Origin of the sequence: Bradyrhizobium sp. AS23.2 (genome assembly GCF_001908185.1) — a bacterium.
In the GTDB taxonomy this organism is placed as follows: Bacteria; Pseudomonadota; Alphaproteobacteria; order Rhizobiales; family Xanthobacteraceae; genus Bradyrhizobium.
In genome coordinates this window covers 20,975-47,395 of sequence record NZ_LGHM01000099.1, presented here as the reverse complement: position 1 = coordinate 47,395, position 26,421 = coordinate 20,975, and the positions used below count along the sequence as shown (strand labels likewise).

19 protein-coding genes and 2 pseudogenes are annotated in these 26,421 nt (G+C 65.8%); 11 read left to right on the top strand and 10 right to left on the bottom strand.

Annotated features, from left to right (window positions below):
* Positions 1-418: pseudogene (locus tag AC630_RS21480) on the bottom strand (hypothetical protein); the annotation flags it as partial.
* 171 nt (positions 419-589) lie between these two features.
* On the opposite strand from AC630_RS21480, the gene glmU reads away from it, so the two are divergent.
* Positions 590-1,948, top strand: a complete 1,359-nt coding sequence (gene glmU / locus AC630_RS21475) for a bifunctional UDP-N-acetylglucosamine diphosphorylase/glucosamine-1-phosphate N-acetyltransferase GlmU (protein ID WP_074120459.1) — start codon at positions 590-592, stop codon at positions 1,946-1,948.
* A gap of 706 nt (positions 1,949-2,654) precedes the next feature.
* On the opposite strand, the gene AC630_RS21465 is transcribed toward glmU, so the two are convergent.
* Positions 2,655-2,873, bottom strand: coding sequence for a hypothetical protein (locus AC630_RS21465; RefSeq protein WP_074120458.1), 219 nt, complete (start codon positions 2,871-2,873; stop codon positions 2,655-2,657).
* Positions 2,874-3,093: 220 nt separating this feature from the next.
* On the opposite strand from AC630_RS21465, the gene glmS reads away from it, so the two are divergent.
* From glmS to AC630_RS21450, 3 genes are all read left to right on the top strand, one after another.
* Positions 3,094-4,920 carry a glutamine--fructose-6-phosphate transaminase (isomerizing) gene (gene glmS / locus AC630_RS21460; RefSeq protein ID WP_074120457.1) on the top strand — a complete coding sequence of 609 codons (1,827 nt, stop codon included), beginning with the start codon at positions 3,094-3,096 and terminating at the stop codon, positions 4,918-4,920.
* A gap of 106 nt (positions 4,921-5,026) precedes the next feature.
* A complete protein-coding gene (locus AC630_RS21455) occupies positions 5,027-5,797 on the top strand; it encodes a DUF502 domain-containing protein (protein ID WP_074120456.1) in 771 nt (256 codons plus the stop codon).
* Between the two features lie 107 nt (positions 5,798-5,904).
* Complete coding sequence (locus AC630_RS21450; protein WP_074120465.1) at positions 5,905-6,762, top strand: NAD(P)-dependent oxidoreductase; 858 nt, start codon at positions 5,905-5,907, stop codon at positions 6,760-6,762.
* Between the two features lie 9 nt (positions 6,763-6,771).
* Here AC630_RS21450 and AC630_RS21445 read toward each other — a convergent pair whose 3' ends face one another.
* Positions 6,772-7,227 carry a P-loop NTPase family protein gene (locus AC630_RS21445; protein ID WP_245330476.1) on the bottom strand — a complete coding sequence of 152 codons (456 nt, stop codon included), beginning with the start codon at positions 7,225-7,227 and terminating at the stop codon, positions 6,772-6,774.
* A 129-nt stretch (positions 7,228-7,356) separates the two neighbouring features.
* Between AC630_RS21445 and AC630_RS21440 the strand changes: the two are divergent.
* Positions 7,357-8,109: pseudogene (locus tag AC630_RS21440) on the top strand (2-dehydropantoate 2-reductase); the annotation flags it as partial.
* Here AC630_RS21440 and recG read toward each other — a convergent pair.
* The gene (recG, locus tag AC630_RS21435) at positions 8,106-10,214 is read right to left on the bottom strand and encodes an ATP-dependent DNA helicase RecG (RefSeq protein ID WP_074120454.1); all 2,109 of its coding nucleotides are present in this window, start codon (positions 10,212-10,214) and stop codon (positions 8,106-8,108) included. The pseudogene AC630_RS21440 and the gene recG sit on opposite strands and share 4 nt — an antisense overlap.
* A gap of 184 nt (positions 10,215-10,398) precedes the next feature.
* Between recG and AC630_RS21430 the strand changes: the two genes are divergently transcribed.
* Positions 10,399-10,689, top strand: coding sequence for an FAD assembly factor SdhE (locus AC630_RS21430; protein WP_074120453.1), 291 nt, complete (start codon positions 10,399-10,401; stop codon positions 10,687-10,689).
* Positions 10,686-14,204, top strand: a complete 3,519-nt coding sequence (mfd, locus tag AC630_RS21425; protein WP_074120452.1) for a transcription-repair coupling factor — start codon at positions 10,686-10,688, stop codon at positions 14,202-14,204. The genes AC630_RS21430 and mfd overlap by 4 nt, the downstream gene beginning before the upstream one ends.
* 138 nt (positions 14,205-14,342) lie before the next feature.
* Here the strand turns inward: mfd and AC630_RS21420 are convergent, their stop codons facing one another.
* The 4 genes from AC630_RS21420 to AC630_RS21405 form a co-directional block, all read right to left on the bottom strand.
* Entirely contained in the window at positions 14,343-15,929 is a 1,587-nt protein-coding gene (locus AC630_RS21420; protein WP_074120451.1) for a GMC family oxidoreductase, read from the bottom strand.
* 220 nt (positions 15,930-16,149) lie between these two features.
* On the bottom strand, positions 16,150-17,379 hold the full coding sequence (locus tag AC630_RS21415) for a hypothetical protein (RefSeq protein WP_074120450.1): 1,230 nt from the start codon (positions 17,377-17,379) through the stop codon (positions 16,150-16,152).
* A gap of 84 nt (positions 17,380-17,463) precedes the next feature.
* A complete protein-coding gene (locus AC630_RS21410; RefSeq protein WP_074120449.1) occupies positions 17,464-18,966 on the bottom strand; it encodes an AMP-binding protein in 1,503 nt (500 codons plus the stop codon).
* Positions 18,967-18,970: 4 nt separating this feature from the next.
* Positions 18,971-20,818, bottom strand: a complete 1,848-nt coding sequence (locus AC630_RS21405; RefSeq protein WP_074120448.1) for an extracellular solute-binding protein — start codon at positions 20,816-20,818, stop codon at positions 18,971-18,973.
* Between the two features lie 272 nt (positions 20,819-21,090).
* Between AC630_RS21405 and AC630_RS21400 the strand changes: the two genes are divergently transcribed.
* Positions 21,091-21,903 carry an invasion associated locus B family protein gene (locus AC630_RS21400; protein WP_074120447.1) on the top strand — a complete coding sequence of 271 codons (813 nt, stop codon included), beginning with the start codon at positions 21,091-21,093 and terminating at the stop codon, positions 21,901-21,903.
* 78 nt (positions 21,904-21,981) lie between these two features.
* Here AC630_RS21400 and hspQ read toward each other — a convergent pair whose 3' ends face one another.
* Positions 21,982-22,314, bottom strand: a complete 333-nt coding sequence (hspQ, locus tag AC630_RS21395; RefSeq protein ID WP_074120446.1) for a heat shock protein HspQ — start codon at positions 22,312-22,314, stop codon at positions 21,982-21,984.
* 106 nt (positions 22,315-22,420) lie between these two features.
* On the opposite strand from hspQ, the gene AC630_RS21390 reads away from it, so the two are divergent.
* Complete coding sequence (locus AC630_RS21390; protein ID WP_074120445.1) at positions 22,421-23,374, top strand: AEC family transporter; 954 nt, start codon at positions 22,421-22,423, stop codon at positions 23,372-23,374.
* Positions 23,375-23,408: 34 nt separating this feature from the next.
* On the opposite strand, the gene AC630_RS21385 is transcribed toward AC630_RS21390, so the two are convergent.
* The gene (locus tag AC630_RS21385; RefSeq protein WP_074120464.1) at positions 23,409-24,593 is read right to left on the bottom strand and encodes a UbiH/UbiF family hydroxylase; all 1,185 of its coding nucleotides are present in this window, start codon (positions 24,591-24,593) and stop codon (positions 23,409-23,411) included.
* Positions 24,594-24,849: 256 nt separating this feature from the next.
* Between AC630_RS21385 and pcsA the strand changes: the two genes are divergently transcribed.
* Complete coding sequence (pcsA, locus tag AC630_RS21380) at positions 24,850-25,617, top strand: phosphatidylcholine synthase (protein ID WP_074120444.1); 768 nt, start codon at positions 24,850-24,852, stop codon at positions 25,615-25,617.
* Positions 25,614-26,351 (top strand): TerC family protein, encoded by a 738-nt coding sequence (locus tag AC630_RS21375; protein ID WP_074120443.1) that lies wholly within the window; start codon positions 25,614-25,616, stop codon positions 26,349-26,351. The genes pcsA and AC630_RS21375 overlap by 4 nt, the downstream gene beginning before the upstream one ends.
* The last annotated feature ends 70 nt before the right edge of the window (positions 26,352-26,421 follow it).

Here is a 26,421-nt window from a genome sequence, read left to right as displayed (position 1 = left end):
GCGGCTTTGCGGCCTGCGGCGGCGTGGCGGTCTGCCTGGCGACGGCGCCGGTGACGGAATCGAGCCCTTGCTCCAGCACGGTGACGCGCGAATAGAGCCGGTCGCGATCGGTGTTCAGTGTCTCGATGGCGGAAGCGAGCCGGCGGGCCTCGTTCTGGCTCTCCTTCGTCAGCATCTGGAGCCGGTCGGCCTGGCGCGACAGATCGGCCGAGGCGACCTGGTCGCGGCGCCAGCCGAGCTGGGCCTGGTTGGCCATCACGGCCACCACGACGGCGCCGACGGCGGCCACGCCCCACGAGCCCAGCCGCCACATCAGGCGGCGGCCGGACGCGTTTTCCTCGGCCAAAAGTCCGGAGAACAGCCCGCCGGTCTCCTTGGCGCCGAAGGCATCCGCCAGTGGGTCGGAATCCTTTGCCATGAACGTTTAGTGCCCAGCCCCCTGGACCGCTTCCCCGAATCAATCAGGGAACATTAACAGGAAATGCGGGCCGCACTTGAATTCCGGGCGTTTGCGGGGGTAGCAAGGCGGCAAGCTCACGAGGGCGGCCTGCCGCCTGCCGCGCAATCGATTCGGCCGTACAGGATATTGATGACCGCCCGCTCAAGCCTCACGATCGTGCTCGCCGCCGGCGAAGGCACGCGCATGCGATCGAGCCTGCCGAAAGTGCTGCATCCCGTCGCAAGCCAGACGCTGCTCGCCCACGTGCTTGCGGCCGCGCCGAAGGGAGCCGGCACCTCGCTCGCCGTCGTGATCGGCCCTGACCATCAGGCGGTCGCGGATGAGGCCAGGCGCATCCGCCCCGACGCGCTCACCTTCGTGCAGGCGGAACGGCTCGGCACCGCGCATGCGGTGCTGGCGGCGCGCGAGGCAATCGCGCGCGGCGCGGACGATCTCCTGATCGCATTCGGCGACACGCCGCTGATTTCGGCCGAGACCTTTGCCCGGCTGCGCGCGCCGCTCGCGAAGGGCGCCGCGATCGCCGCGCTCGGTTTTCGCGCCGCCGATCCTACCGGCTACGGCCGCTTCATCGTCGAGGGCGAGCGCCTGGTCGCGATCCGCGAGCAGGCCGACGCCAGCGAGGCGGAGCGCAAGATCGATCTGTGCAACGCCGGCGTGATGGCGATCGACGGGCGCCGCGCGCTCGAAATTCTCGGGCAAATCGGCAATGCCAATTCCAAGGGTGAATATTATCTGACGGACGCAGTCCACATCGTCCGCGAAAAGGGATGGGAGTCCGTGGTGATCGAGACGAGCGAGGACGAGGTGCGCGGCATCAACACCAAGGCGCAACTCGCGGAGGCCGAAGCCGTGATGCAGACGCGTTTGCGCAAGGCGGCGATGGAAGCCGGCGTCACGCTGATCGCACCTGAGACCGTTTATCTCGCGGCCGACACCGTGTTCGGCAAGGATGTCACCATCGAGCCCTTCGTCGTGATCGGACCCGGCGTGTCGATCGCCGACGGCGCCGTGATCCATTCCTTTTCGCACATCGTGCAGACCACGCTCGGCAGGAACGTCTCGATCGGCCCCTATGCGCGGCTGCGTCCCGGCACCTCGCTCGGCGACGGCGCGCGCATCGGCAATTTCGTGGAGACCAAGGCGGCGACGCTGGAGGCCGGCGTCAAGGTCAACCATCTCTCCTACATCGGCGATGCCACCGTCGGCGCCAATTCCAACATCGGCGCCGGCACCATCACCTGCAACTACGACGGCTTCAAGAAGCACAAGACGGTGATCGGGCAGGGCGCCTTCGTCGGCACCAACTCCTCGCTGGTCGCGCCGGTGAAGATCGGCAACGGCGCCTATATCGGCTCGGGTTCGGTGATCACGCGCGACGTGCCCGACGACGCGATGGCGCTGGAGCGCAACCAGCAGACCATCCGCGAAGGCGGCGCTACACGCTATCGCGAGATGAAGACGGGCGGCGGCAAGAAGCCGGAGAAATAAGCGGCGCTACTTGTCGTCGGTTTCCGTGGAGCGCGGCTTGTCCAGCGTGACCGCCAATCCCGACGGATGGATTACGCCGACTGGAATTCCTTGCCGCGCCAGAATTGGCGGTGCAAATCGTTGATCGGTCGAGCGGCATGTGTATGTTCGCTCCCATTAGGAACATTGGTTGCCCTGACACTTCATGAATTTTGCAGGGGAAATAGAATGCGTTTTCGTTTGATTGTTTGCGCGATGGGCCTGCTTGTCGCGAGTACCGCCAACGCGTCAGCGTTCTCGCTGTCATTCAAATGGTGCGGCTTGAGCTCTCCAGTCTTCTCGATAAGTGGCGTTCCAAAGGGCACGACCACGCTTGTATTCCGCATGGTCGATCTCCAGAAAACAGACTACAATCATGGTGGAGGGACCGTCGTCTACAAGGGACAAAGCTCGGTCGTCTGTGGCGCTCTCGGTCAATCCAACTACTCGCCGCCCAGCCCTCCGCCAGGGGGGCACGACTATCAGTGGACGGTGACCGCAGTGGGCAGCGGCGGAAATCTCGGCTCAGCTTCTGCCACCAGGCATTTCCCGTAAGGGAACGCCGGGCCAATGCCTCTGTGCCGTGCTGAGGGCCGCCTGCACGTCACGGAGGCGATCGCCAGAAGTCGACGTGTTGTAAGCAGCGGACCTCCACTGTCTTGGCGCGATGAGGCATCGTCGGCCGGCGCTATTCGTCGTCGGAGAATTCCGAGAAGATCGCGCGTGTCAGACGCCAGCCGCGCGGCTTGGCGCGTTTCGCCGGCTCGCCGGCCTGGTGCTTCACGAAGACAGGCTTGCTTTCCTTGCCGCGCTGAGGCGGCGGCCAATGCGCAAGGCGCGTGCCCGTGGTCTCGCTGGCGCGCACAGACATCGATGACAGACCTTTGCGGTCGGACGAGCTCTTCATGACCTTACACTCCTGAACGGGAATGGTTGGTCAAACCAGTTGACAACAAGTTAATTCGCGCGGTTTAAGGCCGGCCAATTCGACGCAGTCGAGGCCTGGTGCGAACTGGTGCTGTCTCAATCAGCAATAATTATTGAGTACCTGGTTCCTTGGGAACTTCGCTAAAAGCCGAGCGTGTCGTTTAGGCGATTTTTCGACGATTTGGGGGAGAGTGGTCCGTATGTGCGGGATTGTCGGCATTCTCGGGCGCGAACCGGTTGCAGAGCAATTGGTGGATTCGCTCAAACGTCTTGAATATCGCGGCTACGATTCCGCGGGCGTTGCCACGCTCGAAGGCAACCATATCGAGCGCCGCCGCGCCGAGGGCAAGCTGAAGAATTTGGAGAGCCGGCTGCGCGACAAGCCGCTCGGCGGCACGACCGGCATCGGCCACACCCGCTGGGCCACCCACGGCAAGCCGACCGAGAACAACGCCCATCCGCATGCGACCGAGCGCGTCGCCGTGGTCCACAACGGCATCATCGAGAATTTCCGCGAGCTGCGCGAGGAGCTCGAGGCGAAGGGCACGGTGTTCGGCACCGAGACCGACACCGAGATCGTGCTGCATCTCGTCGACGACCTGCTCGCGCGCGGCAACAAGCCTGTCGAGGCGGTGAAGCTGACGCTGGCCCGCTTACGCGGCGCCTTCGCGCTCGGCTTCATCTTCGCCGGCGAGGATGACCTGATGATCGGCGCCCGCAACGGTCCGCCGCTCGCGATCGGCCATGGCGACGGCGAGATGTATCTCGGCTCCGACGCCATCGCGCTTGGGCCGTTCACCGACACGATCAGCTATCTCGAGGATGGCGACTGGGTCATTCTGACTCGCAAGAGCGCTGCGATCTTCGACAAGGATGGCCACGCCGTCCACCGCGACAAGATCAAGCACGCGGCCTCGACCTCGCTGGTCGACAAGGCCAACTACCGCCACTTCATGGCCAAGGAAATCCACGAGCAGCCCGAGGTTGTCGGCCACACGCTGGCGCGCTATGTCGACATGGCGACCGAACGTGTCTTGCTGCCGGTGAAGCTGCCGTTCGACTTCAAGGATATAGGGCGCATCAACATCACGGCGTGCGGCACCGCGAGCTATGCCGGCTTCGTCGCAAAATACTGGTTCGAGCGTTTTGCGCGCGTGCCGGTCGAGGTCGATGTCGCCTCCGAGTTCCGCTACCGTGAGGCGCCCTTGCGCAAGGGCGATCTTGCGATCTTCATCTCGCAGTCGGGCGAGACCGCCGACACGCTGGCCGCTCTGCGCTATGCCAAGGCCGAGGGCGTGCACACGGTTGCCGTCGTCAACGTGCCGACCTCCACGATCGCGCGCGAGAGCGAGACCGTGCTCCAGACGTTGGCTGGCCCCGAGATCGGCGTCGCCTCGACCAAGGCCTTCACCTGCCAGCTCATGGTGCTGGCAAATCTCGCGATCGCAGCCGGCAAGGCCCGCGGTGAATTGTCCGACGAGGACGAGACCAAGCTGGTCCATGGCCTCGTCGAGGTCCCGCGTTTGATGTCGGATGCGCTCACCACCGAGCTGCAGATCGAGCGTCTGGCGCGCGAGATCGCGAAGTCGCGCGACGTGCTCTATCTCGGCCGCGGCACCAGCTTCCCGCTCGCGCTCGAGGGCGCGCTGAAGCTGAAGGAGATCTCCTACATCCACGCCGAAGGCTATGCCGCCGGCGAGCTCAAGCACGGGCCGATCGCGCTGATCGACGAGACCATGCCGGTCGTCGTCATCGCGCCCTACGACCGCGTGTTCGAGAAGACCGTCTCGAACATGCAGGAGGTCGCCGCCCGCGGCGGCAACATCATCCTGATGACGGACGCCAAGGGCGCGGAACAGGCTACGGTCGATTCGCTCGTCACCATCGTGATGCCTGACATGGCGGCGGCCTTCACGCCGATGGTCTATGCCGTCCCCGTGCAATTGCTGGCCTATCACACGGCTGTCGTGATGGGCACCGATGTCGACCAGCCGCGCAATCTCGCAAAGTCCGTGACCGTGGAATAGGCAGAAGGGATCAGGCCCAAAGGGATTAAGTCGCCCGCCGCTTCGTGGTCTTCCAAAACCTGCTAGAAGGCCCTAGCTTGATTTGAGCGACCGACCTGGAACCCGAATGACCACCCGCGACGACGCGCCAGCGCCCCTTGATCCCGCGCCGGAACCGCATACCGGCCTAATGGGCCGCTTCCGCAATTATTTCCTGACCGGCCTCGTCGTGACGGGGCCGATCGCGATCACCCTGTATCTGGTCTGGTGGTTCGTCACCTGGGTCGATGGCGTGGTGCGGCCATTCGTGCCGCTGGCCTATCGGCCCGAAACCTACTTGCCATACGGCGTTCCCGGCTGGGGACTCATTGTCGCATTTTTCTCGCTGACACTGGTCGGCTTCCTCGCCGCCAACTTGATCGGCCGGACGCTGGTCGACGTCGGCGAGACCTTCCTCGGCCGGATCCCGGCCGTTCGCGCCATCTACCGCGGCCTGAAGCAGGTGTTCGAGACGCTGTTCTCGGGCAAGGGCTCGAGCTTCCGGAAAGTCGGCCTGGTTGAGTTTCCCTCGCCGGGCATGTGGTCGATCGTGTTGATCTCCCAGGCACCGAGCGAGGACATCGCCCGCAGCCTGCCGGGGCAGGAGGAGCATGTCTCGGTGTTCCTGCCGTGCTCGCCGAACCCGACCACCGGCTTCTTCTTCTACGTGCCCAAGAGCAAGATCATCGAGGTTGACCTCAGCGCCGAGGATGCCGCGACGCTGATCATGTCGGCCGGCGTGGTGCAGCCGGGCTCAGCGCCTGACCCGAAGAAGGCCGCGGCGCTCGCGGGCATGGCAAATGCCGCGCGAATCGCCAATGCCTCCTCGCTCAAGCCCGAGCCTGCGAAGGTGGAGTAGGGCCATTCCCGCGCGGGGTGGCCGTATTCACGCGGGCGTTCGCATCTTCTGCTATCATTCCGGTCGCAGGCCTGGCGCGGCGCGCCGACGTCGAACTGGAGTGCACAATGTCCAAGACCATTGCGATCCTTGCGCCCGGCGCCATGGGCAGCGCTGTGGCCCGCCGCCTCAGTGAGAACGGCGCGCGCGTGCTGACGTCGTTGAAGGGACGGAGCGAAGCGACGCTGAAGCGTGCCGCCGATGCCGGCATGGTTGGCGCCGAGGACGACGCGATCGCGGAGGCCGACATCATCCTCTCGATCGTGCCGCCGGGCGAGGCCATTGCACTTGCTGAACGCCTGGCGGCGCTGATCGTCAGGCGCGAGAAGAAGCCGGTCGTCGTTGATTGCAACGCCGTCAATGTCGACACCGTGATGCGGATCGAGCAGATCATCGGCTCGGCGCGGGCGCCGTTCGTCGATGCCGGCATCATCGGCTTCCCGCCGCAGCCCGGCGGCAAGAGCCCGGCCTTCTACATGTCGGGCGCGCACGCCAGGGATGTCGCGGTGCTCAGAGATCTCGGCCTCGACGTGCGCATCGTCGAGGGGCCTGTAGGCGCGGCGTCCGCGCTAAAGATGTCCTACGCCGGTATCGTCAAGGGCCTCGCGGGCATCGGCTCGGCCATGGTGGTCGCGGCAACGAAGGCGGGTGCGGTCGATGCGCTGCGCGACGAGCTCGCGCTGAGCCAGCCGGCGATCCTGGCGCGGCTCGAAGTCGCTCTGCCGGACATGATCCCGAAGGCCTATCGCTGGGTCGCGGAGATGCGGGAGATTTCAGGCTTCCTCGGCCCCGATCATCCCGCCAGCCAGATCTACGAGGGTTTTGCGCGCTGGTTCGAGCACCTCGCCGCGGACGCGAAAGGCGAGGCGGTGGATGCGGCGCTGCTGAAGGCGTTCGCGGAAAAAAGTGCGCAGAAAAGGTCCTAATCATTCGCCTCACGTCACGGCGACGGATCGCTCGCCGTGCTCCGAAACGGAATCCAGAAAACCCTGGATGTCCCGGTCGCGCCTCAAGCGGACGACCGGGACGTCCGCGCCATACTGCACACGCTCGGCCTCGATGAGGGGCGCACGCTCTGTGTCATAGCGCCACGCTTCGCGCATCAATTTCCAGTCGAATTGTTCAGGACAACCCCCAGGTAGATCAGGCCGGGCCTTGTCGCGATCGAAAGCTGAGCGCCAGAGAATGCGCCACAGGCAGAGCCAGCGCGGGCGGTCGATGACGACCAGAGTATCCGCGCGCGCGAGCGTGATATCGAAGGCCAGCCCTGAGAAGCTGCCGTCGACGACCCATGCGTCGCCCGCGACTGCCTCGGCGACGCGCGCCCGAAAGCTCGGCTTGTCGGATGGCTTCCAGCCTGGCTGCCAGTAGAGCACGTCGAGATGCACCACCGGCAGCCCGAGCTTTCGCCCGAGATTCCGGGAGAGGTGCGTCTTTCCGCTTCCCTGGGAGCCAACGACGATGATCCGGCGCATGGACAAAAGGTTTCATAGAACGAGCCTCAACGGAAGATTGCTTTTCTGGCGAACGATCTCAAGGAATTGTTCGACGTCGTGCTCGTCGGCGTGAAGTCCTATTCGCTCGGCGATGCGATGAGCCAGTTTTCGCCGGCTGTCGGCTCCAACACGATGATCCTGCCCATCCTCAACGGGTTGAGGCATATCGACCTCCTGACTGCACGGTTCGGCGCGGCGCAGGTCCTGGGCGGATTGGCGAACATCAGCGCAGGGCTCGATGCGGAAGGTCGAGTCGTTCAGTTCTGGCCCAATCAAATGATCGTCTTCGGCGAAATCAACGGCTCGTCGAGTGAGCGCACGCTTGCGCTCCGGTCACTGCTCCAAGGCGCCAATATCGATGCTCGCGCCAGCGAGACCATCATGCATGACATGTGGGAGAAATTCGTCCAGCTCAGCACGCTCGCCGGCATCACTTGCCTGATGCGCGCAAGCATCGGAGACATCCTGGCTGTCCCTAACGGCAAGGAGGCGATCTTCCGCCTGTTCGGAGAATGCTGCGCCGTCGCGACGGCTTCGGGCTTTGAGCCACGAGCGCCGTTCATCGAGTTTGACCGCAATCTCTTCACGACCCCGAACTCTCCGCTTAAGGCCTCGATGCTGCGGGATATCGAGCGCGGTTCGATCACCGAGGCGGAGCATATCCTGGGCGATATGGCCAATCGTGCCCGTGCGCTGGGTATCGACACGCCGCTGCTGGATCTCGCCCGCGCGCATGTGGCGGCCTACGAGGTTGGACGACAAAGGGCAGTAGGCTAGCCCGCACCAATGAGCGGGATCGCCTCGTCCCGCTCGTAGAGATACAGCAGGCACCGCAGCGCTTCGCCGCGCTCGCCCTTCAGCTTCGGATCATCCTTCAGGATGCGCAGCGCTTCGTCGCGGGCCTGAGTGGTGAGCTGGCCATGAACCTCCGAGCGCGCGATGCGGTAGCCGGGCAGGCCGCTCTGGCGCACGCCCAGCACGTCGCCTTCGCCGCGCAGCTTCAGGTCCTCCTCGGCGATGCGAAAGCCGTCGGTGGTCTCGCGGATCACCTTCAGCCGTGCCTTCGACATCTCGCCGAGCGGCTCCGAGTAGAGCAGCAGACATGTCGAGGCCTCCGAGCCGCGGCCGATCCGGCCGCGCAACTGGTGTAGCTGCGCGAGGCCGAAGCGCTCGGCGTTCTCGATCACCATGATGGTGGCGGCCGGAACGTCGACGCCGACCTCGACCACGGTGGTCGCGACCAGGAGCCCGATCTCATGAGCGGCGAACTGGCCCATCACGCGGTCCTTCTCGGTGCCCTTCATCTGGCCATGGACGAGGCCGACGCGCTCGCCGAACCGCTTCTGCAGGCTTTCGAAACGCTTGGTCGCATTGGTAAGGTGCTCGGTCCCCTCGGCTTCGGATTCCTCGACCAGCGGGCAGATCCAGTAGACCAGCTTGCCGGACTGGAGCGCACGGCCGACGCCGTCCATGACCTCCTCGATCCGGCTCATCGGCACCGCACGGGTGTCGATCGGCTGGCGGCCGGCCGGCTTTTCGCGCAGCTCGGAGATGTCCATGTCGCCGAAATAGGTCAGCACCAGCGTGCGCGGGATCGGCGTTGCGCTCAGCACCAGCACGTCGACGGCTTCGCCCTTCAACGTCAGCGCGAGGCGCTCGCGCACGCCAAAGCGGTGCTGCTCGTCGACGATGGCGAGGGCGAGATCCCTGAAGATCACGTCGTCCTGGATCAGCGCATGCGTGCCGACGAGCAGGTCGATCTCGCCCTCGGCGAGACCCGTGATGATCTCGCGCCGCTCCTTGCCCTTTTCCCGGCCGGTGAGGATCGCGACCCGCATGCCTGCGCGCTCTGCGAGCGGCGCGATGGTCTTGATGTGCTGGCGCGCCAAAATTTCGGTCGGAGCCATCAGCGCAGCCTGTTTGCCGACTTCGGTAACGGCCGCGGCCGCAAGGAGCGCCACCACGGTCTTGCCGGAGCCGACGTCGCCCTGGAGCAGGCGGAGCATGCGAACGGGCTGTTGCAGGTCGTCGGCGATGGCAGCTGCCGCGCCGCGCTGCGACGGGGTCAGGGCATAGGGCAGGGCGTCGATGATCTTGTTTCGCAGATGGCCGTCGCCGGCGTTGCGCACGCCGGCCGGGCGGCGCAGTTGGGCGCGGATCAGCGCGAGCGCGAGCTGGCCGGCCAGAAGCTCATCGAAGGCGAGGCGCGACCAGAACGGCCGGTCGGGCAAGATGTCCGTGAGCTCGACCGGCTGGTGCACGCGGGTGAGGGCTTCCGCAATCGGCGGGAAATTGCAGCGCCGCATCACGTCCGGGCTGATCCACTCGGGCAGGGCGGGCAGCTTCTGCAGCGCCTGCGCAATCGCGCGCCGGAGCGAGCCGAGCGCAAGGCCTTGCGTCAGCGGATAGACAGGATCGATACCCGAGAGCTTTGAAATTGCCTCCTCGTCCAGCACGCGGTCGGGATGCACGATCTGCGGGATGCCGTCATACATCTGCAGCGTGCCGGAGACGTAGCGCTTCTCGCCCATCGGCAGCAGCTTTTCGACATAGCCGGGCTTGGCGCGGAAGAAGGTCAGCACGACGTCGCCGGTATCGTCGCTGGCATAGACCAGATACGGCGCGCGTGAGTTGCGCGGCGGAGGCGGGCGGTGGCGGTCGATGGTCACCTCCAGCGTCACCATCGTTCCCTGGGCAGCGTCGCGGATCTTCGGTCGGGCGCGGCGGTCGATGACCTGGCTCGGCAGGTGCAGCAGGAGATCGACCAGCCGCGGCGTCTCATCGCGGCTGAGCAGATAGCGCAGCAGCTTGTCCTGCTTGGGACCGACGCCGGGCAGGCTGGTCACGGGAGCAAACAGCGGATTGAGCAGGCTGGGGCGCATCGGGGCGAATCTAGGATCGATTTGGCTCCTCTTGCCCGGCTTTATGCCGGGCATCCACGTCTTTTTTGTATCCGCACGCGGGCATCGGGCCATGACAAATCGAGGGCTGACACAGCCGTTTCGAGTGGCTATATCACCCCGGCCCGGCACGTCCGGGCTTTTGGCGTTTGACTGGATTTGAGACATGACGGGAACGACACGAACGAGTGACGGGCTGGATGATCGCCGCAAGCGGCTTCTGTTCCGCTGCTGGCACCGCGGCACGCGCGAGATGGACCTGATCCTCGGCCGCTTCGCGGACGCGGAGATCGGCAACCTGTCCGACGCCGAGCTTGGCGAGCTCGAGCGCCTGCTCGAGGTCAACGATCCCGATCTCTATGCCGCCATCACCGGCGACAAGATGCTGCCGGCCGATGTAACCGGCGCGCTGTTTGCCCGCATCAAGGCGTTTCCGATCGCGGACCGCGACGCATGAAGCAGGGGATGAAATCGCCGGCCGAGCTGCTCGCGCCCGGCCGTGCGCTGACTCTTGCCAATGTCGCCGAAGGCGCCGAAGGCCTCGTCGTCTCCGACCTGGCGCGCGCCATCGCGGCGCGGCCGAAGAAGCCGGCCGTGAGCCTTGCGATCGTCTGCCGCGACGGGCCGCGCATGCAGCAGCTCGAACGCGCGCTGCAGTTCTTCGCGCCCGATCTGCCGGTGCTGACCTTCCCGGCCTGGGACTGCCAGCCCTATGACCGCGTCTCGCCGCATGGCGGCATCCTGGCGCAGCGCCTGACCACGCTGGCGCGGCTGGCTTCGCTGACCGGCAGCGACAAGCCGCTGATCGTGCTGACCACGGTGAACGCCGTCGTGCAGCGTGTGCCCGCGCGCGAGCTCGTCGCCGCGCAGGCGCTGTCGGTCGCGCCCGGCAACGTCGTGCCGATGGACACCATCGTCGCCTGGCTCGAGCACAATGGCTACAACCGCTCCTCCACCGTGCGCGAGCCCGGCGAATATGCCGTGCGCGGTGGCATCTTGGACCTGTTTCCGGCCGGCCTCGAGCAGCCGGTCCGTTTCGACTTCTTCGGCGACAGCCTGGAGTCGATCCGCACCTTCGATGCGGAGACTCAGCGCACGCTGCTCGACATGCGCTCGCTCGACCTGGTGCCGATCTCTGAGTTCCAGCTCGTTACCGACACGATTCGCCGCTTCCGCATGGGCTATGTCGCCGAGTTCGGCGCGCCCGAGCGCGATGATGCGCTGTATGAGGCCGTCAGCGAAGGCCGCCGCCATCCCGGCATGGAGCACTGGCTGCCGCTGTTCCAGGACCGGATGGACACGCTGTTCGACTATCTGCAAGGCGCGGCGGTCGCGATCGAGCCGCAGGCCGAGGACGCGGTCCGCGAGCGCTTCAAGCAGATCCAAGACTACTACGAGGCTCGCCGCGATGCGATGGAGCATCCGGGTGGAGGCGCCATCTACAAGCCACTGCCGCCGGATCGGCTCTATCTGACCGAGGAGGAGTGGGGCAAGCGCCTTGGCGATATCCCGCTGGCGCGGCTGACGCCGTTTTCCGTGCCGACCGATGGCACGAGCGTCGTCGATGCCGGCGCACGCAAGGGCCGCGATTTCGCGCCGGAGCGCAACGACACCACAGTCAACGTGTTCGAGTCCGTCGTCGCGCATGTCATGGCCTTGCAGTCCCAGCGCAAGAAGGTCGTGATCGCGCTCTGGACCGAAGGCTCGCGCGACCGCATGACCTCGATGCTGCGCGACCACAAGCTGACCCACACCACCAGCGTCAATAGCTGGCGGACGGTGCAGGCGACCCCGCGTAACGAGACCATGCTGGCCGTGCTCGGCCTGGAGAGCGGTTTCGAGACCGACGAGATCGCGCTGATCAGCGAGCAGGATATCCTCGGCGACCGCCTGGTGCGGCCGCGCAAGGCCAGCCGCAAGCTCGACAACTTCATCTCGGAGGTCACGAGCCTCGCCGCCGGCGACATCGTCGTCCACGTCGATCACGGCATCGGCCGCTTCATCGGCCTGCAGACCCTCGACGTCGCCGGCGCGCCGCATGATTGTCTCGAATTGCACTATGCCGCCGAGACCAAGCTGTTCCTCCCGGTCGAGAACATCGAGCTTTTGTCGCGCTACGGCTCCGACCAGACCACGGTAGAGCTGGATCGTCTCGGTGGCTCGGGCTGGCAGACCCGAAAAGCAAAACTGAAGAACCGCATCCGCGAGATCGCGGGCGAGCTGATCAAGATCGCCGCGGAGCGCCAGCTCCACGAGGCGCCGAAGCTGCCGGTGCAGCCGGGCGTCTATGACGAGTTCTGCGCGCGCTTCCCCTATGACGAGACCGAGGACCAGCTTGGCGCGATCGAATCCACGCTGAAGGATCTCGAAAAGGGCCGTCCGATGGACCGGCTGATCTGCGGCGACGTCGGCTTCGGCAAGACCGAGGTTGCGCTCCGCGCGACCTTCGCCGTTGCGCTCGACGGCAAGCAGGTCGCGGTCGTGGTGCCGACCACGCTGCTCGCCCGCCAGCACCACAGGACGTTTACCGAGCGTTTCAAGGGTTTTCCGGTGCAGGTCGCGCAGGCCTCGCGCCTGATTCCGACCAAGCAGCTCAACCAGGTCAAGAAGGGCCTCTCCGACGGCTCCGTCGACATCGTCGTCGGCACGCATGCACTGCTCGGCAAGGCGATCAAGTTCCGCGACCTCGGCCTGCTCATCGTCGACGAGGAGCAGCATTTCGGCGTCAGCCACAAGGAGCGGCTGAAGGCGCTCCGCGCCGAGGTGCATGTGCTGACGTTGTCCGCGACGCCGATCCCGCGCACGCTGCAGCTCGCGCTCACCGGCGTGCGCGAACTCTCGATCATCGCCTCGCCCCCGGTCGATCGGCTCGCAGTCCGCACCTTCGTCGCCCCGCACGATCCGCTGATGATCCGCGAGGCGCTGCTCCGCGAACGCTATCGCGGCGGCCAGGCGTTCTACGTCGTGCCGCGCATCGACGACCTCGCCGAGGTCAAGGATTTCCTCGACAAGAACGTGCCGGAGATGAAGGTCGCTGTCGCGCACGGGCAGATGCCGCCCGCCGTGATCGAGGACATCATGACCGCGTTCTACGACGGCAAGTTCGACATCCTGCTGTCGACCACCATCGTGGAATCCGGCCTCGACATCCCCAACGCCAACACGCTGATCGTGCATCGCGCCGACATGTTCGGCCTCGCCCAGCTCTATCAACTCCGCGGCCGTGTCGGCCGCTCCAAGCTGCGCGCCTATGCGCTGTTCACGCTGCCGGCGCAGCAGAAGATCACGGCGCAGGCCGAGCGCCGGCTCACCGTGCTGCAATCGCTGGAGACGCTGGGCGCGGGCTTCCAGCTCGCCTCGCACGACCTCGACATCCGCGGCGCCGGCAATCTCCTCGGCGAGGAGCAGTCGGGCCACATCAAGGAGGTCGGCTTCGAGCTCTACCAGTCGATGCTGGAAGAGGCGATCGTCAACCTCAAGGCCGGCGTGTCCGAGCCCGCCGCCGACCGCTGGTCGCCGCAGATCACCATCGGCATGCCCGTGCTCATTCCGGAAGACTATGTCGGCGATCTCTCGGTGCGGCTGTCGCTGTACCGGCGGCTCGCCGATCTCGACACCGAGGAGGAGATCGAGAACTTTGGCGCCGAGATGCGCGACCGCTTCGGCGTCCTGCCGGACGAGGTGCGCTACCTCTTCAAGGTCGCCGCGATCAAGGCGTTCTGCCGCAGGGCCAATGTCGAGAAGATCGATGCCGGTCCCAAGGGCGCGGTCATCGTGTTCCGAGACAACTCGTTCGCCTATCCCGATCGCCTCGTCTCGTTCATCCGCAGCCACGGCCAGGCCGCGAAGGTGCGGCCCGACATGAAGGTGGTGTTCCTGCAGGATTGGGAGACTCCCGAAGAGCGTCTCGCCGGCACCACGGAGATCCTGCGCCAGCTGGCGCAGCTCGCGCACAGCAAGAAGGCGGCGTAGCTATCGTGTCCCGGACGCGGCGCAGCGTGAAACGGTGCGCCGCAGAGCCGGGACCCGGGAGCTTTTAGCGATCGTAATGGGCCCCGGTTGAGCAGCGCACCGCGAAGGCGCGCTGCGCCGCGCCCGGGGCACGAGAGGTCAGGACATCGCAGAAGCGGCGTGTACGGCGGCCGTCTCGGGCTTGCGCAGCATCATGCGTGCGATCGCCTCGCCAATGACCACCGTGGTGAAGTGGGTGTTGGCGCGGCAGTCGGCGGGCATGATCGAGGCGTCCGCGACGCGCAATGCCGCGATGCCCTTCACAGTGCCATCCGGATTGACCACGCCGTTGGCGTCGTTGAAGCCCGTCATGCGGCACGAGCCGGCGGCGTGCTGGATGTCGCCGGTGTCACGGCGCAGCACGGCTTCCAATTCATGGGTCGGTAGCGCCGCGGCTTGCGGTAGTGTCAGGTCGGTATCGGTGAGGCGGATCCAGTCTGCGATGCCTGCCAGCGCCGGCTGCGTGGTGAGAACGGCGAGCCGTTTCACGGAATCAACCATCCGCTCCATGTCGCGGGGATCGGCCAGCATGTTCTCCTCGACGATGGGATCGACGGAGGCATCGGGCGAGGCGAGTTTTAGCGTACCACGTGAAAAGGCGTTGTAGAGGCCGGCACCGATCGCGCCGGGATTGCCGATGCCGCGGTGATTGAAGCAGATCAGGATCATGTCGCGCTTGCCGCCATTGGCGAGGCCCGACGAGTAGGTGACGCAGCAATTGGTGTGACGGGTGTCGCGATCGGTCGGTCGGAGCTCTTCGCGAAGCTGGATCGTCGCGCGGAACAGCGGATGGTCGAAATAGTGCTTCCCGACGGGCAAATCGCGCTCGACCGCGATGCCCATCGCCTTCAATTGATCGGCCGGTCCGATGCCCGAGCGCATGAGGATGGCGGGGCTGTGGATCGCGCCGGCGCAGAGCACGATCTCGCGCGCGCTGATTTCCTGCGTGCCCTGTCCCTCGATATGAACGATTACGCGGGTCGCCCGGCCGTTCTCGATCACGAGGCGGTCGACTAGGGCGAAGCCGCGGATCTCCAGATTGGCGCGGCTGCGTGCCGGCTCCAGATAGGCCTCGTTGGTCGAGATCCGGCGCAGGTTGCGGCTGTTGATGGGATAGCAGGCGACGCCTTCGCCATCGGGGCCGTTGACGTCGTCGCACCACGCATATCCCGCAGCGAGCGCGGCATCGCGAAGGCCGCGATCGACCGGTCCCCATGTCTCCGGCGGCGCGCGATAGACCGGCAGCGGCCCGCCCTTGCCATGGCCCGGCCTGTCACCGAATGCGAGGTCGTCCTCGATCACCGAGAACAGCGGCATCACATCCCTGGCGGACCAGCCGGTGCAGCCCAGCGAAGCCCATTCGTCTAACGCGTCGGCGACGCCGCGGATCGCGATCTGGCCGTTCATCATCGAGGAGCCGCCGAGACCCTTGCCGCGCCAGTAGAAGCGCTGCTCCTGGCCAGCGACGCGGCGCGCATGCAGGTTCGGCCACTGCCACTTCTCCTGGAATTCGCGCTGGTGGATGATCGGGATCGGGTTCTGCGTGGTGACTTCCCAGGGCGCGTCGGCCGCGCGCCAGTCGAGACCTGCCTCCAGCAGCAGCACGCGCTTGGATGGGACTTCCGAAAGCCTTGCGGCAATTGCGGCACCGGCGGAACCGCCGCCGACGACGATGACATCATACATGGGTGTGCTTCTGGGGTTTGCTTCTCGATGATCCCGGCGGTTCATCAAAGCACGGGCGGATGCGGCCGAGCTAGAGCCGAATGTCAGGGCTCACTTGTCATGGATGCGATGCTGACGCCGTAGGGTGGGCAAACCGAAGCGTGCCCACCACTTGGTTGTAGTCGCCGACAGACGGTGGGCACGGCGCAAGCGCGCCTTTGCCCACCCTACAGGAGCGTCGTTACGACGCCGCGCGCGACGCGTCGGCGGAGAGCCGCGCCAGCAACGACCTCGCCGTATCCGAGGGCGACAGCGAGTCCACGCTGACAACGGGATCGCTGCGCATCTCGTGCTTGCCGTTCGAGGTGTGCCGTATCACCGCCGACAAGCGGCGGGCGATCATGTGGGCGGTGCGGAAGTCGGTTTCCGCGAACACGATGATGACCGAGCCGTCCTTCTGGACCGCGCCAAAATCCATCTGCCGCATCAGGCGGCTCAGGATCCGCGCGGCATCCAGCTGGGCACGGGAATTGCCGGGGTCGAAAGCGAAGCGTGCCACGGAGAGGCCGCCGCCGCGGGCGAGCGTCTGCTCGACGGCCTTGGAGAAATCACGGGCGAAGGCTTCCACCGTGAGCAGGCCGCTGCGCGGATCGAGCCAGCCGCCGGCATCGATCGAGCGCAGCGCGCGGCTCAGTTGCGCTTCGATCGCGCGCTGTCGGATCAGGGGCAGCGCATTGGCGGCGACCTTCGCCGGCTCGCCCGGGATGAGCTCGAGGTTTGGCAGGTCGTAGCTCTGCGTGAGCTGGTGCGCGGTGACGACGACCGGCAGGCTGCGGAAGCGGGTGTCCTCGGCGAGCACCGTGAGGAAGGCATCGGTGACGCGCGCGGTAAAACCTTCGGCGAGTACGACGCCGTCGAGGTCGCGGGTGTTGAGATGTTTTGCCGCGGCTTCGATCGAGAGCGCGCCGATGACGCCGGCGCGTTCGCCGAGCGCGACGGAGAGCGCAGGATAGGCGGCGCCGCGGCCGATCAGGAGCACCGTGGCATCGCGCGCGGGATCGCCCTCCGGCAACGAGACCTTTGTCGTGACTTCCGGCAAGCGGCGCAGCACCGTGGCATGGAGCGTGCGGACGCGCAGCGCGGCGCGCAGCCGCGCGACCAGGCGATCGGGATTGCCGCCGCAGGAGGAGAAGGGCAGGGCGTTGTGCGGCAGTGCGCCCGGCGCATCCAGGGCCACGAAGGGAAGGTAAGGCGATTGGTCGGCGATCTTCCTGGCGAGCGTCGCCAAATGCGGCTCGTGTCCGCCATGCATCGCGGCGAGAACAGCGGCCGGCTGCACCTGCTCGACCGCGCGTGCCGCGCTGGTCCAGTCGGTGTCGATCACGGGAAAAAGTCGGGCCTCGTCCAGCGCCGCAATGAAGGCGGGCCGCTCGGCATTGGACACAAAAAGGATCGGGCCCGCCTGGGACATCGCAAACTCTGATCACGCAACAGGTGCTGCGCAATCTAGTTTGGCCGCCTTAATGCAGCGTCAACGGACGTGTTGAAAGTGCGATCAAACCGGCCCGGAGCGGTCGCGAAAAGCCTCGACCATCAGGGGGTTAAGCCCGAGCTCGCCGAGTGCCTCGCGGGCGCGGGCATTGTCCTGGGCCCGTCCTGCGAGCCGGTGGCCCGCGAGCCGGTCGGGCAGCGCGGTCAGCAGGGCGCCCTGGCCGAGCCGGCGCGCCCATTCCTGGAGATCGTTGGACAAGAAGCGGTAGCCGCCGACGGCCATGATGCCGGAGGGGGGCGCGGTAATGCAGATCGCACCGCTCTGGCGGTCGAGCCGCGCGGCATAGCCGGTGTCGACATAGTCGCGCGGGGGCTGCGCCGTCAGCGTCTCGCCGACCGGCTGAGGCGGGGCATAGGCCGCGATCGGCACCATCGCCCCGCGCAGTCCGAGCGTGCCCTTCGCCGTCAGCAGGATCTCGCCGGCGATGGAGGAGCCGGGCTGCTCGCGCGGAGCGCCGTGCGGCCCGGGCATCACCGGGACCGGCATGCCGTCCTCGCCGCGGCGGGCGCCGAACAATCCGGCCTCGCCGAACAGATAGACGTCGGTCAGCGGCGCATGCGGCGCGATCCAGGCATCGCTCGCCGCGACCTGCTCCGGCGCGCGCCAAAGGCCGATGACGTTGCGCAACCTCGGCATCCGCGCTGCCAGTTCGGATGCGCCAAGCCGCAGTGCGAGCTGCGCCGGTGCGATCAGCACGTCGCATTCATGCTCGTTGATCTGCTGCTCCAGCACCTCGTTCTCGAAGGGATGATGCAGTGCCAGCGCGCCGCCGCATAGCAGCCACACTACGAGAGAGGAAGCCAGGCCCGCGAACGACATCGGCGTGAACGCCGCCATCACGGTCGCGCCCTGCTTGATGTCGGCTTCCAGCGACATCGCCAGCCCAGCGGCGATCAGGCTGAAATGCGGCCGCGGCACCGGGCGAAAGCCTTCTGCCGTGACGTCGAAGGAGATCATCGCCGCCTTGCGGCCGTCCTGGATCACAGCGCGCGCAGTGCCGGGCGCGCGCGCCAGCACGTCGTCGAGCGAGGCCATGCCCTCGGGCAGGTCGGTGCCGAAGCCGTAGACATGGCGGATCGAGAAGGCTTCCGCCGCGGCATGCATCGCGAGGTCGGAATAGCTGACACCATCGACCTTGCTCATGGTGACGATGGCGCGCGCCGCGGTGCGATTGAGCGCGGCGGTGAGCTCCGCGTGCCGCCACAGCAGCGGCAGCACGGCGACGACGAGGCCGGCTCGATGGGCGGCGAGCACGGTCAGCACGAACTCGACCGTAGCAGGCAACTGGATGGCGATGACGGAATTGGCCGGCAGGCCCGATTCGACGAAATACGCCGACAGCGCTTCGATGGCCGTGTCGGCCTCGGCATAGGTCATGCGCCGCGGCTGGTGCCCGGTCACGCGGGCCTTGTTGAGGGGATCGAGCAAGGCGGGTGCATGCGGCTGCCGCATCAGCGTGCGCTGAAACAGCGTGTCGAGCGTCGGCGATACGGCTGGCTGATTCACGGCGTCACTTCGCTTGCGGCTGTCTCTTCGACCACCAGGTCTCCGGCAGATAGCCGGACAGCGCGGTAGCCTTCGGTCGTTCTATCCGATTCCAGCGCGCGATCCATTGCTCGGATACGTTAAACAGGGGGATTGTGTAGAAGCCGGAAATCAAAGCGCGGTCGAGCGCCCGCACCGCCGAGACGAAGGCCGTATGTTCACGGGCCTCGAGCAGGGCGGCGATCATGGCATCGACCGCCGGATTCCGGGCGCCCATGTAGTTGCGGGTCCCCGGATTGTCGGCGGCGGCGCTGCCCCAGTAGAAATATTGCTCGTTGCCGGGCGACAGCGACTGATCCCAGCGGTTCTGGATCATGTCGAACTCGTATCCCAGCCGGCGCTGGTCGAACTGCACGGGATCGACCGCTCGCACGCTCGGCTCGATGCCGGCGCGCTTGAGGTCGCGCTGGAAGGCGAGCGCGATACGTTCCTGGTCGCGGGTCGTGACCAGGATCTCGAAGGTGAAGGGCGCCTTGGTCGCGCGGTTACGCAGCACGGTGCCGTCGAGATCGTAGCCGGCCTCCGACAACAGTTTCAGCGCGCCGCGCAGCGTGGTGCGGTCGCGCCCCGAGCCGTCGGTTACCGGCAGGCGGTAGCTGCCGTCCATGATGTCGGGCGGAATTTGTGCGGCGAACGGTTTGAGCAGCTCGCGTTCGCGCGCATCGGCGGGGTGGCCATAGGCCGACAGGTCCGAGCCGGCGAAGTAGCCGGCGACGCGCGAATATAGCCCGAAGAAGTAGTTGCGGTTGACCAGCTCGAAATCGAACAGGAGCGTCAGGGCCTGGCGCACGCGGATATCGGCGAAGATCGGACGGCGTGTGTTGAACACCAGGAATTCCGAGGGCTGCGGTACGCCCGGCTTGATCGTATCGCGGATCACCTCGCCACTTCGGACGGCGGGAAAATCATAACCGTCGTGCCAGCGCAGCGGCTCGTTCTCGACGCGGAAATCGTAGAGGCCGCGCTTGAAGGCTTCGAACTGGCCGTTTGCCTCGCGAAAATAGTCGAGCCTGATCTCGTCGAAATTGTAGAGGCCGCGATTGATGGCGAGGTCGCGGCCCCAATAGTCGGGATTGCGCGTGAGCGTCACGCTGGCGCCGGGCTTCACCGCTGTAACCCGATACGGCCCGGAGCCGACCGGGCCTGTCAGCGTCGTTTCCTCGAAGGTCGCGACATCGACCGCGTGCTTCGGCAGGATCGGCATCAGGCCGAGGATCAGCGGCAGTTCGCGGTCGTTGGCGCCCGCCAGGTCGAAGCGGACGGTGAGGGGATCGGGTGCCTCGGCCTTGACGACCTTGGCGTAATATTGCCGGAGATTGGGACGGCCGTGGTCGCGCAGCAGCTGCCAGGAGAGCAGCACGTCCTCGGCGAGAACCGGCTTGCCGTCGGAGAAGCGGGCGCGAGGATCGAGGCGGAACGTGACATAGGTCCGCTCGTCGTCGGTCTCGACGGATTTGGCGAGCAGGCCGTAGAGCGTGAACGGCTCGTCATTGCTGCGCGCGAGCAGGCTCTCGACCACGTAGCTCCGCAACTGCTGCACGGCCAATCCCTTCACGATGAGGGGATTGAGGCTGTCGAAGGTGCCGAGGATGCCCCAGGTCAGCCGGCCGCCCTTGGGGGCGTCAGGATTGGCGTAGGGCAGGTGGGTGAAGTCGGCCGGCATCGCCGGCCTGCCGTGCATGGCGATGGCATGGGCCTCCTCGGCCCGTGCCCCGCCTGCAGACAGCCCGACAGCGAGGGCCAAGGCGAGGACGCAGAGGCGGACGCCAGGGCCCTCAAAAAGGCCTTCAAGAAGGCGCTGGAACATGAACATCGGCACACGTTGATTCGAGGACCGGCGGGCTTGAATCCTATCACAGGGAATTTCACTGAACGCAGGCCAAGGAGCGGTTCAAGGCGCGGTCAAAGACGCTTGTCGGCATTGATCTTTTCGTCGGCCACGTTAAGAAGGCGGGCAATCGCGCAAGAGCGTCGAGCCCGTCACTTATTCGCCTCAATTGACGGGGAGAGAGCCGCGCCCAAGGCGGCCAGGTTCGGCGCTTCGGAGCGGTTCGGGCACTTCCCGTTCAGAAAGGGTTTTCCGCAATGAATTTCCGTTACTTGGCCGCGTCCGTCCGGCCGCGCGGGCGACTTCTCGCCCTGTTGACGGCGACGGCATTGGTTGTTCCGGTTGTCGCCGAGGCTCAGACTCCCGCGCCGGCCCCGGGCGCGCCCAAGGCGGCCCCGAAGGCCGCCCCGAAGGCTGCCCCCAAGGCTCCGGCGCCGACGGCTCAGGCACCCGCCCCGCAGGCTCCAGCTCAGGGCGCTCCGGCGCAGCAGGGCGCGGCCGCGCCCGCGGATCAGCAGATCCAGCTGATCTACGCCCCCTGGACGAAGTTCTGCCTCAAGGGCCAGGACGCCAACGCCAAGCAGGTCTGCTTCACCGGGAAGGACGGCCGGATCGAGTCGGGCCAGCCGGTCATCGCGGCCGTGATCATCGAGCCGGAAGGCGAGCCGAAGAAGATCCTGCGCGTGACGCTGCCGCTCGGCATGCAGCTCGTGCACGGCACCCGCATCATTGTCGACAACAACGCGCCGCTGCAGAGCCCTTACGTGATCTGCTTCCAGAACGGCTGCATGTCCGACTACGAGGCCACGCCCGAGCTCATCAACAACATGAAGAAGGGCCAGAACCTCGTTGTTCAGGCGATCAATGCCAACGGCGCACCGCTGACGCTGCCGCTGCCGCTCGCGGGCGAATTCCAGAAGGCTTATGACGGTCCGCCGACCGATCCGAAGGTGTTCGAGGAAACCCAGAAGAAGCTCCAGGAAGAGCTTCAGAAGAAGGCTGACGAGCAGCGCAAGAAGCTCGAGCAGCAGGGTGGCGCGCCCGGCGCTCCGCCGACCGCTCAGAAGTAATCGGGCTAACATCCCGAATATGAAAAAGGCGCTCACCCCGAGCGCCTTTTTTATTGGCCGCTTGTTGGCGGCGAAAACTCAGTTCAGCGAGGGATTGCGCGGACGATAGCCGCCGCCCTTGTCCTTGATGAAGATCTCGGCGACCTGGGAATGACGGATCGGTTCGCCCGAATCGTCCGGCAAGAGATTCTGCTCGGAGACATAGGCGACATATTCCGACTCCGCGTTCTCCGCGAGCAGGTGATAGAACGGCTGATCCTTGTGGGGCCGCACCTCCTCGGGGATCGACAGCCACCACTCCTCGGTGTTGTTGAATTCCGGATCGATGTCGAAGATCACGCCCCGGAACGAGAAGATCCGGTGACGCACGACCTGTCCGATCTGGAATTTGGCGGTCCGCGCTTTAATCATCCCCCGTCGATAGACCAGGATTGTGGCCGATGCTAGTGGCCTCATTTCGAATTAACCCGCCGGTAAGGGGCAGATAGCCCCCAAGTCTTCAGAAAATACTTCATCAATGGTCGATATCCTCAATCTGGCTCTACCTTATTTCGGCTTGATCTTCGTCGGTTTCGCCTGCGGCAAGGTGAAATCCCTGCCGGAATCGGGCCTGGCCTGGATGAACTTCTTCCTGCTCTACGTGTCGCTACCGGCGCTGCTCTTCGCGATCATGTCGAAGACGCCCTTTGCGGAGCTGAACAACCCGCCATTCCTGGTCGCGACCACGCTGTCGACGGTTGCGGCGTTTACCCTCGCACTGGTCATCGGCAAGGTTCTCGGCCGGCTCTCGCTGCGCGAGGCGACGCTGGCAGGCCTGTCTGGCGGCTACGGCAATATCGGCTACATGGGACCGGGGCTGGCGCTTGCCGTGCTCGGACCGATGGCGTCGGCGCCAACCGCGCTGATCTTCTGCTGCGACAGCATCTTCCTGTTCACCGTCGTGCCCCTGCTGATCGAAATTTCCGACCGCGACCATCCCTCGCTCGTGCATGCCTTCGGCGTCGTGCTGAAGCAGATCGTGCTCAATCCGCTGATCATGTCGGCTTGCTTTGGCGCGGCCGTCGCGGCGCTGCATATCGAATTGCCGGTTGCGCTCGACCGCACCATCACCTTCCTCCAGAACGCAGCTGCTCCGACCGCGCTGTTCGTGCTCGGTGTGACCGTCGCGCTCCGCCCGTTCGACCGCGTGCCGTGGGAAGTGCCGGGCGTGATCGCGGTCAAGCTCCTGATCCACCCGCTTGCGGCGTTTGGGCTGATGCTGGCGTTCGGTCCGTTCGCGCAGCCCTGGGCTGCGACCGCCGTGCTGATGGCCTCGCTGCCGCCTGCGCTGAACGTGTTCGTCATCGCCCGGCAGAACGATGCCTGGATCGAATCCGCCTCTGTCGCGGTGCTGCTCGGGACGTTTGCGTCCGTGGTCACGCTGACCAGCGTGATGTGGGCCATCCAGACCGGCCGGCTGGCTTTTCCCTGAATGGCGTTACCGCCGCCAAACTGCCTTCGCCAAGCTACCTTCGCCAAGTCGGTGTCAGGCCTTCGCGCATGGCGAAGCGCCTGAGCGGCCCGATGGCGCCGAGCAGGTGCATGCCGACCGCGCGGACCGGCTGGAGCGGCAGGAAATCGTTGAGCAGCGAGCGGTTGGCGATGTCGATCGCAAACGTCCGGCTCAAAATGTCCGGACTCCGCGCCCGGTCGTAGCGCTTGAGCACCTCGTCCGCGCCGGGATCCTGGCCCGATGCGATGGCCTCGCCGGCGAGCCTTGCAATGTCGGCGGCATCGCGCAGGCCGAGATTGAGGCCCTGGGCGCCGATCGGGGGAACAACATGGGCGGCTTCGCCGACCAGCGCGATGCGGTCGCGGCCGAAGGATTTCGGACGTTCGATCGCAAGCGGGAACAAGTTGCGCCCCGGCTCGACCGTCATGCGGCCGAGGATCGAATGCGACTGCTTCTCGATCGCGGCGGACAACTCCGAGTCGCTGAGCGCGCGAAGCCGCTCGGCTTCCGCCGGAGCTGAGACCCAGACGATGCTGGAGCGGTCGCCGGGCAGGGGCACGAACACGCAGGGCCCGTGGGCCGTGTGGAACTCGGTCGAGACATTGCGATGAGGCCGCGAGTGGCCGACGTTGAAGGTCAGCGCGGTCTGTGCCAGCTCGCGCCGCGTCACAGCGATGCCGGCAGCCTCGCGGCACAGCGAATGCCGGCCGTCGGCGCCGACCACGAGCCGGGCTGACAGGAATTGTGCGGAGGCGGTGCGGATCGCGACGTCGTCGGCTTCGATGACGACGCTTTCGGCCTCGTCGTCGAAACGGACGAGGTTGGGCAACTCGGCCGCGCGCTCTTCCAGCGCGAGCATCAGCGAGCGGTTATCGATGTTGTAGCCGAAGGCGTCGAGAGCGATCTCGTGACAGGAGAACCGTACCTCCGGTGCGCGGAACAGCCGTCCGGTGTCGTCCACGAGGCGCATGACCTCCAGCGCCGCCGCCTTGTCCTTGCAGCGCGGCCAGACGTCGAGCGTCTCCAGCAGATCGATGGAGGCACCGAGCAGCGCGGTGGTCCGGTTGTCGGAGTAGGGCACGCGCCGCGCGACCAGCGCGGTCCGTGCACCCGCCTGGGCCAGTGCGATGGCCGCCGCGAGTCCCGCCGGCCCGCCGCCGATCACGGCCGTGTCAAAGAGTGTCGATGCGTCTGTCATGAACGACAAATGACACGCCCCACGGCAAATTCAAGCTGAAGTCTCTCCGCCGTCGTTCCGGGGCGCGCCTCTCTTGGCGCGAGCTACGGTGCGCAATTGCGTACCTGAGAATCCATCGGGCCGCAGAGATAGTCGTGAAATGGATTCCGGGCTCGACGCTTCGCGTCGCCCCCGGAATGACGATGCGGAGACCGTCAACTCGCCTTCCCACTGATTTTCCCTGAGTTTATAACGAATTGCGCGGCCGAACGCCGCAATGGCGGATGTGCAAACTGGTCTCATTCTGATAGCAGAAGCCATGGATACCCAGCAGGATTCCCTGAAGCCGAAACCGGCGGTCCGCGCCGCGGCCTTCTCGGTGCACATTTTCACCGCTTTCGGTGCGGCGGTCGCGCTGCTGGCGATGCTGGAGGCCGTGCGCGAGCACTGGGCGGCGATGTTTCAATGGCTGGGCGTCGCGCTGATCATCGATGCGATCGATGGTCCGATCGCGCGGCGGCTCGACGTCAAGAAGGTCCAGCCGAACTGGTCGGGCGACGTGCTCGACCTCGTGGTCGACTTCGTGACCTATGTCTTCGTGCCGGCCTACGCGATCGTGGCAAGTGGGCTGCTGCTGCCTGTTGCGGCGCCGCTGCTCGGCGTCGCCATCATCGTCACCAGCGCGCTATATTTCGCCGACCTGCGGATGAAGGCCGACGACAATCATTTTCGCGGCTTTCCGGCGCTGTGGAACGCCGCGGCGTTCTACCTGTTCCTGCTGCACTGGCCGCCGGTGTTGTCGACACTGCTGGTCACGACGCTGGTGGTGCTGACGTTCGTGCCGTTCCACGTGCTGCATCCGGTGCGTGTCGTGCGGCTGCGCTGGCTGACGATGTCGCTGATCGTGATCTGGGGGCTGCTCGGGCTCTACACGCTGGAGATGGATTTTCAGGTCGGCACCGGCGTGACCGTCGCACTCTGCGCGATCGCGCTCTGGATCAGCTTCAGCGACGCGCTGATCCGGCTGGCAAGATCGTTCGGATGATGCACCTGTTGACCAGCCCCGAAGCCTGGGCCGCGCTGCTCACCTTGACCGCGCTCGAGATCGTGCTCGGCATCGACAACGTCATCTTCCTGTCGGTGATCGTCTCGCGGATCCCCGGGAAGCAGGCGCTCCGCGCCCGCCAGATCGGGCTGGGGCTGGCGCTGATCTTCCGCATCATCCTGCTCAGCCTGCTGGTCTGGCTGATCGGCCTGACCGCACCGGTGTTCTCGCTTTGGGGCTACGACTTCTCCTGGCGCGACCTCATCCTGATCGGCGGCGGCCTGTTCCTGATCGCGAAGGCGACGCATGAGATCCACGCCGAGGTCGAAGCCGATGATGGCGAAGGCGATCAGGCCTCCGGGCGCAGCGCCTTCTTCTGGGTAATTGCCCAGATCATCGTCATCGACATCGTGTTCTCGCTGGACTCGATCATCACTGCGATCGGCATGGCGCAGGACATCGAGATCATGATCGCGGCCGTCGTGATCGCCTGCCTGATCATGTACCTTTCGTCAGGGCCGGTGTCGCGATTCGTCGCGGAGCATCCGACCACGAAGATGCTGGCGCTGGCCTTCCTGGTGCTGATCGGCGTCGCGCTGGTCGCGGACGGATTCCACTTCCACATTCCGCGCGGCTACATCTATTTCGCAATTGCGTTCTCGGCGGCGGTCGAATTCTTCAACGTGCTGGCGAAGCGCAACCGCAGGAAAGCGGCAGCCAAGCCGCCCGCGTAGGCGTTCCAATCCGGGTCGAGTTGACAAGGCGGGCGCGATGTCTTTCGCTCAGCCCGAGAAGAGGAGGTCA